Raw genomic sequence first — 9957 nt, 5'->3', positions numbered from 1 at the left:
TGGCCGTACTGACTGCCGCAACGGCCGCTGTAGTCACGTGGTGGGTACGGCGCGTGCACTACTCACGCACCACCTGATCACCGCACTCCCGCGAACCACGAAGGGACCTTGCTGCATCAGCAGCAAGGTCCCTTCGTTCGGTTCAGGTCCGCTCGGCGGTCAGACAGTCAGGCAACTCGGTCCGAGCAATGCCTTCAGGTCACCCATCAGTGCCGAGGACGGTTCGACCCGAAGGACGTCGTCGACCTTCCACAAGCTGATTTCGGTTCCGCCGATCAGTCGGACATGGACATCGGACGTCCCCGGATGCCTGGTCAACACCTGCTTGAGAGCACTGAGCTTGTCCTTGGTGCATTGCCGAAGCGGCAGCGAGACCGACAGCGGACGCGCAACCCCGATCGCCGAAATATCAGGTACCGCAAGGTCGTTGCCGATCAGTGACATCCGATCGTCTCGGATCGAGACGCGAGCCTTGACCAACACGATGGCATCCTCCGCGATGTCCATTCCGTACACGGCGTACGCCTGCGGGAAGAACAGCACCTCGATTCCACCCACGAGATCTTCGAGCTGCACGATGCACCAGGTCAGACCGTTCTTGTTGACCCGGCGGTCCACCGAGGCAATGATGCCGCCGAGAGTTACCTGGGCACCGTCCTGAACGCCGCCTTCGAGTATCGCGGCGATGGACGTGTCGGACTGCTGCCGAAGAATGTGCTCGACGCCGTTGAGCGGGTGACCGGAGACATACAGCCCCAGCATCTCTCGTTCGAGCGCCAGGCGATGCTTGGAATCCCACTCTTCGTCAGGAATCTTGACATCGAACACCGAGGTGATCGACTCGTCCGCCTCGGCACCACCGAAGAGGTCGAACTGTCCGATCGCCTCCGCCTTCTTGGTGCTCATCACGGAATCGATGGCGTCGGCATGGACCAACATCAGGCCCTTGCGCGGATGACCCAACGAGTCGAAAGCACCGGCCTTGATGAGCGATTCGGTGACCTTCTTGTTGCAAGCCATCGCGTCGATCTTGCCGAGATAGTCGGAGAAATCGGTGAACTTCGACTTCTCGGTGCGCGCCTTGATGATCGAGGCGACGACGTTGGCGCCGACGTTACGGACCGACCCCATACCGAAACGGATGTCGTCGCCGACGGTCGCGAAGTCGACTCGCGATTCGTTGACGTCCGGTGGGAGAACGGTGATGCCCAACTTGCGGCAGTCTGCGAGGTAGATCGCGGACTTGTCCTTGTCGTCACCGACGGAGGTGAGCAGACCTGCCATGTACTCGGCCGGGTAGTTCGCCTTGAGGTACGCAGTCCAGTACGACACGAGTCCGTAGCCGGCGGAGTGCGACTTGTTGAACGCGTAGCCGGCGAAGGGAAGGACCGTGTCCCACAGCGCCTTGATGGCCGCTTCGCTGAAGTTGTTGTCCAACATGCCCTGCCGGAAGCCGGCGTAGGCCTTTTCCAGCTCGGACAGCTTCTTCTTACCCATGGCGCGACGCAGCAAGTCGGCCTGACCCAGGGTGTACCCGGCCACCTTCTGCGCCAGTTGCATGATCTGCTCCTGGTAGATGATCAGGCCGTACGTCTCCGAGAGGATCTCCGCGAGCGGCTCCTCCAACTCGGGGTGAATCGGCTTGACGTCTTCCAAGGCGTTCTTGCGCTTGGCGTACGAGATGTGGGCGTCCACACCCATCGGTCCCGGTCGATACAGCGCCAAGGCTGCGACGATGTCGCCGAATCCGGTGGGCTGCATCAGTTTCAGCAACTCGCGCATGCCGCCGCCGTCGAGCTGGAACACACCGAGAGTGTCGCCGCGGGCGAGCAGTTCGTATGTTGCCGCATCGTCCATCGGCAACGTGTCGAGGTCGAGGTCGATGCCGCGGTTGGCTTTGATGTTCTCGAGCGTGTCGCCGATGACCGTGAGGTTTCGCAGACCGAGGAAGTCCATCTTGAGCAGGCCGATGGCTTCACACGAGGGGTAGTCCCACCCGGTGATGATGGCGCCGTCCTGGGCGCGCTTCCAGACCGGGATTGCGTCGGTGAGCGGTTCGGACGACATGATGACCGCGCAGGCGTGCACACCGGCGTTACGGATCAGCCCCTCCAGACCCACCGCGGTCTTGTAGATCTTCGCGACGTCCGGGCTGGAGTCGATGAGTGCTCGAACCTCGACGGCCTCCTTGTACCGCTCGTGCTTCGGATCGGTGATACCGGAGACAGAGATGTCCTTGGCCATGATGGGCGGCGGGAGTGCCTTGGTGATCTGATCGGCGATGGCGAAGCCCGGCTTGCCGAACTGGACGCGAGCCGAGTCCTTGATGGCAGCCTTGGTCTTGATGGTGCCGAAGGTAATGACCTGGGCGACCTTGTCGTTGCCCCACTTGTCCGTCGCGTAGCGAACCATCTCGCCGCGACGGCGATCATCGAAGTCGATATCGATATCGGGCATGGACACACGCTCGGGGTTGAGGAATCGCTCGAACAGCAACCCGTACGGGATGGGGTCGATGTTGGTGATACCCATCGCGTAGGCCACCAACGAACCGGCAGCCGATCCACGGCCGGGCCCGACACGGATCCCGACGTCCTTGGCGTGGTTGATCAGGTCGCCGACCACGAGGAAGTAGGCCGGGAAGCCCATTTCGTTGATGACGCCGATCTCGTAGTCGGCGCGGGCGAGGTACTCCTGCGGCGGTCCGCTAGGGAAGCGGCGATCGAGCCCGCGCATCACCTCGGCGCGCAGGAAGGTCTGCTGCGTGTGACCCTCCGGGACCGGGAAGATCGGCATGCGATCGTGGAACGCCCACACGTCCTCGTACGACTGCACACGCTCGCCGATGGCAACGGTGTTGTCGCATGCCCCCGGTACCTCGTTGTCCCAGATGGCGCGCATCTCGGCAGCGGACTTGAGGTAGTAGCCGTCGCCGTCGAACTTGAAGCGAGTGGGGTCGGAGAGCGTCTTGCCGGTCTGAATGCAGAGCAGCGCCTCGTGATTCTCGGCGGCGTCCTTGGTGACGTAATGGCAGTCGTTGGTGGCAAGTGGCGGAATACCGAGTTGCTTGCCGATGTCGAGCAGACCCTCTCGCACACGGCGCTCGATCGAGAGACCGTGATCCATCAGTTCGAGGAAGAAGTTGTCCGGCCCCCAGATCTCCTGCCACTTCGCGGCAGCTTCGAGAGCCTCCCGATCGTGGCCGAGACGAAGGCGCGTCTGGATCTCACCGGACGGGCAACCCGTGGTCGCGATGATGCCCTCGGCGTGCGCGGCGATGAGCTCCTCGTCCATCCGTGGCCATTTACCGAGCTGGCCCTCGATGGACGCGAGCGACGACAGCTTGAAGAGGTTGCGGAGTCCGGTCGCGTTCTCGGCCACCATCGTCATGTGCGTGTACGCACCGCTACCGGAGACGTCGTCGGACTTCTGGCTGCGATCGCCCCACAGAACTCGCTTTGTGTTGAAGCGAGACTCGGGTGCGATGTACGCCTCGATGCCGATGATCGGCTTGATGCCGGCGCTCTTTGCCTCGTTGTAGAACTGGCTGGCGCCGTACATGTTTCCGTGGTCGGTCATGCCGACAGCGGTCATTTCGAGACGAGCGGCCTCCTCGAACATGGCGCCGACCTTGGCCGCACCGTCGAGCATCGAGTACTCGGTGTGATTGTGAAGATGTACGAACGAGTCAGCCACGTGCGCCTCTCTGAAGGTCTGGGAGCGAGATCGAGTGTATGCCGCGCTGCCGACACGACCGGCGACCGACGTAGCGGAGTCGCCGTGCGCCGCCTCCGGTCACGTGACCGGAACCTCGGGTTCGGCGCTCGACCTCACCGAACGCCGCGAACGTCGACCGGCGACGAAGGTGTCTGTCGTGAAGATCACCAGTGCAGCCCAGATCAGAACGAAGCCGATCCAGCGTGAGGCCGGCATGTCCTCGTGCATGACGGCCACACCCCACGCCATCTGGAGCGCCGGAGTGAGGTACTGCAGCATGCCCATCGTCGCCAACGGAACTCTCTGAGCGGCGACGCCGAACAGGAGCAGCGGCAGCGCGGTGACCGGGCCGGCGGCAAGCAGCAACAGGCTGTGCCCGGTACCGCTGCTGATGAATGCACCGGCCCCGGTCAGGCCGAGAAACACGAGGTAGCCGACCGCGAACGGTGCGGCAACGACGCCCTCGGCAGTCAAACTGGTTCGAGGATCGAGCGGAACCACCTTCTTGACCAACCCATAGGTGGCAAACGAGCCGGCGAGCAGCAAAGCGACGATCGGGGGTTTCCCGAAGTCGACCGTGATCACGACAACTGCCGTTGCAGCGAGAACAAGGGCGGCGATCTGAGCGCGGCGCAATCGTTCGCGGAAGATCACGACGCCGAGCAGAACAGTGACCAGCGGGTTGATGAAGTACCCGAGGGCCGCCTCCACGACGCGGCCTGACACCACGGCATAGATGTACGTCCCCCAGTTCACCGCGATCGCCGCTGATGCCGCGGTCACCAGCAGCCAGGTGCGTGCGCTGATTCCGCGAAGCGATCCGAGGCGGCCGGCAAAGGCCAACACGATCAGCATCAACAGGAGGGTCCACACCACCCGGTGCGCCAGGATCTCGACCGGATCGGCGAAGTCGAGTAGCCCGAAGAATGCCGGGAACGTTCCCCACAACAGGAACGCCGCCACACCGTAGAAGATCCCCGAGGACGAACCGGACCTAGCGCGTTCGTCCTTGTTCACAGAACCGGAGTTCACGGGACCGGACCGTCGTCGGGGCCGGGAGCAACGACGTCCACGTACTCCGGCAGCAAGGGACGGACGGCTGCCAACCACGGCGAGGCGTCGGACGGCAACGCTTCCACTGCACGGACGTTCGAGTCATGTTCGATCGCTTCGAGTCCTTCGGGAGTAGCTCGCACCAGCACGCCCACCGCGCAGGCGCACCCGGCGGACAATTGCTTCGCCGACGCGAGCGCCACCTGTTGCTGACGATCGGTGTCGCCGCCGAGCGAGACCAGTCGCGTGGCTGCAACCCCGGGCGATCTGCGCACTGATTCGTCGTTGTCGGGAACGGGCACCGACATGAGCGGCGTCTGGACGCGCTCGATCGGGACTCGGAACATGACCCTGGACACGCGAACGCCCGAGACCTCAGCGCCCGGCACCTGAACACTGCTGGTCGACGTGATGACCTCGTCGACGGTGAGCGCCTTCGTGAACGAGACCAACGCCCACACCGGCCCAGCGACCGACGCGACGGAATCTCGCGCTCGGTCGAGGTAGTCCGGGACAGCTTCCCCACTGTCCGGACCGAGAGTGTCCGTCGTGATCGGCGGGGTCGGCACGGGATTCGCGAACCCCACGCCCACCACCGCCGCCACACCGACCACCACCGCGACGACGGCCGGCGCGGGGGTAAGCCCGCGCGGTGTCATGAGGACCGGAGAACTTCGAGTGCGTGTTCGAGATCCTTCGGGTACTTGCTCTTGATCTCGACCCAGCGACCGTCCGCCGGATGTGCGAATCCAAGAGACACGGCGTGCAGCCACTGGCGCTCGAGGCCGAGCCTTTCGGCAAGTCGAGGGTCCGCACCGTAGGTCAGGTCGCCGCAGCACGGATGGCGCAACGCCGAAAAGTGGACACGGATCTGGTGTGTGCGACCGGTTTCGAGGTGCACGTCCAGCAGACTCGCTGCCTGGAACGCCTCGATGGTGTCGTAGTGCGTGACGCTGGGCTTGCCGTCGGCCGTGACCGTGAATCGCCAGTCGTTCCCGTGATGGCGTCCGATGGGCGCGTCGATCGTTCCGCTGCTCGGGTCGGGGTGTCCCTGCACGAGAGCGTGGTAGCGCTTGTCGATGGTCCGCTGCTTGAAAGCGCGCTTGAGCAACGTGTACGCGCGCTCGGATGTGGCAACCACCATGACACCCGACGTTCCGACGTCCAGACGGTGGACGATGCCCTGACGCTCGTGGGCACCGGACGTCGAGATGCGGAAACCGGCCGCGGCAAGTCCGCCGATGACGGTCGGTCCCGTCCACCCGACGCTGGCGTGCGCGGCAACTCCGACGGGCTTGTCGACTGCCACGACGTCGTCGTCGGCGTAGAGGATCTCCATTCCCTCGACCGGTGTCGCCTCGATGGTCAGGGGCCGCGGCGGTTCGGGCAGGACTACCTCGAGCCACGACCCTGCGGTCAGACGATCGGACTTGCCGACGGCCACACCGTCGACGAGTACCGAGCCTTCTTCCGCGAGTGCCGCGACCACGGTGCGCGAGAGTCCGAGAAGGCGCGCGAGGCCGGCATCGACGCGCATGGCATCGAGACCGTCGGGCACGGGCATCGAACGGGATTCCCTCACTTGGTTTCTCCCTCGGCTGCAGCCTTCGATTCGGTGAGCTTCTTGTCGTCCGCCTTGTGATCACGCAGGCGTTCACCGTTGGGTTCGAAGCCGAACAGTGTCAGGACGACGAGCAGAATCGCGCCACAGACGATCGCGGAATCCGCGATGTTGAACACCGGCCACCAGCCGACGGAGACGAAATCCACCACATGTCCGCGCATGATTCCGGGAGAGCGGAAGAATCGGTCGACAAGGTTACCCAGCGCGCCGCCGAGAACGAGGCCGAGACCGAGCGCCCACCACGGTGATCGGAGCGTGCGACCGATCTTGATCACACCGATGACCACACCGATTGCGACGAGAGTGAGGATCCACGTCATCGACGTCGCCATCGAGAACGCTGCCCCCGGATTGCGCACCATCGTGAATGTGACCACGTCACCGATGATTTCGATCGGCTGCCCCGGTTTGACCGCGGCGACTGCCCACACCTTCGTGAGAATGTCCGAGAGCAGGATGACAGCGGCGATGGCAATGAGCATGGTCAGCCGGCGGGGCTTTTCGACCGGCGCAACCGCCAGGTCACCGTCTTCCGATTTCACGGCTTCCGGTTTCACGGTTTCGGGCTCGTCGGCCTTCGAGATTTCGGTAATCGGCTGATCCTCCGCGTTGACATCTCGGTCTGGGTGGTCTGTACTCACGCAACCATCATCCCTCATGTTCACCGCACCGGGTCACGCACTCTGCAACTGCGGCTAGCCTGGAGCGCGTGCCACTGCTGTCCACGACCGGCCGACGCGTTCCGTTCGCCCTCGCTGCCCTCGCTCTCACCACCGTTCTCACCGCTTGCGGCGACTCGGATCAACCTCCGAACACCCCGACCTCCTCGCCGAGTGAGGTGACTGTTCCGGTGACCGCCGCGACGGTCGAAGTTCTCGAGGCGGGAAGCGAGCCGCGCGAGGTTTTGCGTACGAACTTGCCTGTCGGCACCACGCAGACGGCGACGCTCGTCACCCAGGCCGTCGTGAGTCAGCAGATCGATCAACAACCGGCGCAGGATTTCTCTTCGCCGGAGATCACGATCCCGCTCTCGGCAAACGTGACCGCTGACGATCCGACCGCAGTCGTTGACCTCACGCTGTCGTCGATGACCTCGCCCGATGCAACGCTGCAGGCTGCGCTGAGCGGGGCCGACGGGTCTGCGGCCGGATTGTCGGTCACGGATTCGGGCGCCATCACCGCCCTACGGTTGAAGCCCTCCGCCAACTCGGCCAATGCTGCCCGCGCTGCAATCGAACAAGCGCTGGGCCAAGCGGTCTACCGGACCGTTGCACTCCCCGACGCTCCGGTCGGTGTCGGCGCACGTTGGGTGGTTCGGCAGCAAGTCAGCAGCGAAATCCTGCTCGATCAGACAACCACCGTCACGCTCACCGCGCGCGAGGGCAATCGGCTTTCGCTCGCGGTGGACGTATCGCAGACCCCGCAGAGTCCGGTCTGGAACCTGGCCGGTGACGCCGGAACGCTGAACATCGATCAGTACGTCATGGCCGGCTCCGGAAACCTCACCGTCGACCTCTCACTCCCCTTGCCGATCGACGGACAGATGACCGTCGGCGGCGACCAGGCATACGGCGATCCGGACAGCTCCTCGGTGATCCGGCAGACCATCTCCAACAGCATTCGGTGGGAATCGTGACACGCCGGTCGCTCGCACTGGGCCTGACAGCAACGGCGGCACTGTTCGTCGTGACCGGTTGCGGCTCGGACGACTCGCCTGGCGCCGACACGACTACGCAGGTTTCCGCCCCACAGGTCGGCTTGGCGCCGTTCACGGCTGCTCCGGCCGCACCGCTGAGCGGGGCGCCTCTCGACCGTGACGGCCTGCAACGAGCCGCGCTCACCCTGTCCGAGCTACCTGCCGACTTCGACGTAGTTCCCGACCCGGTCGACGACCTCGGCCTCGCACCGGCGCCGGAAAATTCGGAGGCGGACAAGTCGAGCACCGACCCCGCCGTCTGCGCCCAGGTTCTGGCGCCGATAGCCACCCAGGCTCCCGGATCGGTCGCCGACCTCTCCGACATGTTCACCGGCCCCGATTTCACGAGCATCGATCAGGACTCTGCTTCGTACGCCGACGGCACCGCGGCAGCAGCAGCTTTCGAGAAACTTCAGACCACGCTGGCTGGGTGTGCGGAGTATTCGGGAACCGATGCCGACGGAACGACAATCACCTATCGCGTCGGCGGAGCGTCGGACCCGAACATCGGCGACGCGTCTTTCGCTTTCCGAATCATCACGGAGAGTGGCGGTTTCACCTTGGTTGCCGACGCGATCGTGGCCGCAGTCGGGACGACGTTGACTCAGCTGTCCGCGACGGCGCCGAGTCCGATCGCCCCCGATGTTCTCCCCTCGATGGCATCGGCCGCCGCAGATCGCCTGCGCGCACAAACGCCCTGACTACGAGCGGATTCGTCCTGTCTCGGCCTTTCGCGAATGATTCGGGACCACAGACCCTTTGACAACTGCCCGTCCACACTGAACGGTGAGAGTAGGTACGAAACAGACCAACGCGACACACTGATGTGAGGAGCCAGAGTTCATGCCGGAACCCAGAAGGTCAGATCACACCGATTACGTAGCCGTCAATCCGATCTTCTCGAGGCCTGGCGAGGATTCGGTTGCATCGAAGTACACACTCGAACCCGACGGCATGCTTCCCGAGACCGCGTATCAGATCGTCCACGACGAAACGATGCTCGACGGCAATGCGCGGCTCAATCTCGCGACGTTCGTCAGCACGTGGATGGACGATCACGCCACCAAACTGTATGCCGAGTCGTTCGACAAGAACATGATCGACAAGGACGAGTATCCACAGACCGCCGCGATCGAAACCTATTGCTGGCGCATCCTTGCCGATCTCTGGCACTCACCCTCCCCCAAGGACGCAATCGGCACCTCGACGATCGGTTCGTCCGAAGCCTGCATGCTCGGCGGCCTGGCGATGAAACGACGCTGGCAGCACGCACGAAAAGCCGCGGGCAAGTCGACCGAAAAGCCAAATCTCATCATGAGTTCCGCGGTCCAGGTGTGCTGGGAGAAGTTCTGCAACTACTGGGACGTCGAAGCGCGTTACGTGCCGATCAGCGAGGAACACCGCACCCTCGACGGTCACGATCTGGACAAGTACGTCGACGAGAACACCATCGGCGTCGTCGCGATCATGGGCGTCACCTACACCGGGATGTACGAGCCGGTCCTGGAAATCTCGAAGGCACTCGATGAGATCCAGGCGAAGACGGGACTCGACGTCCCCATCCACGTCGACGGCGCTTCCGGTGCGATGATCGCACCGTTCCTTCAGCCCGAACTCGAATGGGATTTCCGACTACCGCGCGTCCACTCCATCAACACCTCGGCGCACAAGTACGGGCTCGTCTATCCCGGCCTCGGATGGGTGGTCTGGCGATCGCAGGATCTACTTCCCGACGACCTCGTCTTCAAGGTGAGCTACCTCGGCGGCAGTATGCCGACCTTCGCACTGAACTTCTCGCGCCCCGGCGCTCAGGTGATCCTGCAGTTCTACTTGTTCCTGCGTCTCGGCCACGACGGCTATCGCGCGA

General features: G+C 63.7%; 8 protein-coding genes. 3 read left to right on the top strand and 5 right to left on the bottom strand.

Annotated elements, in window-relative coordinates; genetic code table 11:
* Positions 1–159: 159 nt before the first annotated feature.
* The 5 genes from dnaE to lspA form a co-directional block, all read right to left on the bottom strand.
* Positions 160–3696 carry a DNA polymerase III subunit alpha gene (gene dnaE, locus RWT78_RS24525; protein ID WP_003941755.1) on the bottom strand — a complete coding sequence of 1179 codons (3537 nt, stop codon included), beginning with the start codon at positions 3694–3696 and terminating at the stop codon, positions 160–162.
* A 99-nt stretch (positions 3697–3795) separates the two neighbouring features.
* Positions 3796–4749, bottom strand: a complete 954-nt coding sequence (gene rarD, locus RWT78_RS24520; RefSeq protein WP_399552190.1) for an EamA family transporter RarD — start codon at positions 4747–4749, stop codon at positions 3796–3798.
* Positions 4746–5429 (bottom strand): hypothetical protein, encoded by a 684-nt coding sequence (locus tag RWT78_RS24515; protein WP_003941695.1) that lies wholly within the window; start codon positions 5427–5429, stop codon positions 4746–4748. The genes rarD and RWT78_RS24515 overlap by 4 nt, the downstream gene beginning before the upstream one ends.
* Positions 5426–6352, bottom strand: a complete 927-nt coding sequence (locus RWT78_RS24510) for an RluA family pseudouridine synthase (RefSeq protein WP_003941679.1) — start codon at positions 6350–6352, stop codon at positions 5426–5428. The genes RWT78_RS24515 and RWT78_RS24510 overlap by 4 nt, the downstream gene beginning before the upstream one ends.
* Positions 6349–7035, bottom strand: a complete 687-nt coding sequence (lspA, locus tag RWT78_RS24505) for a signal peptidase II (protein ID WP_003941684.1) — start codon at positions 7033–7035, stop codon at positions 6349–6351. The genes RWT78_RS24510 and lspA overlap by 4 nt, the downstream gene beginning before the upstream one ends.
* A 68-nt stretch (positions 7036–7103) precedes the next feature.
* On the opposite strand from lspA, the gene RWT78_RS24500 reads away from it, so the two are divergent.
* The 3 genes from RWT78_RS24500 to RWT78_RS24490 form a co-directional block, all read left to right on the top strand.
* The gene (locus tag RWT78_RS24500; RefSeq protein WP_003941753.1) at positions 7104–8030 is read left to right on the top strand and encodes a hypothetical protein; all 927 of its coding nucleotides are present in this window, start codon (positions 7104–7106) and stop codon (positions 8028–8030) included.
* On the top strand, positions 8027–8791 hold the full coding sequence (locus tag RWT78_RS24495; protein WP_314681551.1) for a sensor domain-containing protein: 765 nt from the start codon (positions 8027–8029) through the stop codon (positions 8789–8791). Before RWT78_RS24500 ends, RWT78_RS24495 begins: the two co-directional genes overlap by 4 nt.
* Before the next feature lie 142 nt (positions 8792–8933).
* Positions 8934–9957: glutamate decarboxylase (locus tag RWT78_RS24490; protein ID WP_314681550.1), on the top strand; the 1024-nt coding region annotated here is incomplete at its 3' end.

Source organism: uncultured Rhodococcus sp., assembly GCF_963525155.1.
Taxonomy (GTDB): domain Bacteria; phylum Actinomycetota; class Actinomycetes; order Mycobacteriales; family Mycobacteriaceae; genus Rhodococcus_F; species Rhodococcus_F qingshengii.
This window is presented reverse-complemented; position numbering and strand designations above follow the sequence as displayed.

Excerpts from the sequence above, each read along its gene's own strand:
- RWT78_RS24515 (WP_003941695.1), bottom strand. The coding sequence starts at position 5,429 with ATGACACCGCGCGGGCTTACCCCCGCGCCGGCCGTCGTCGCGGTGGTG.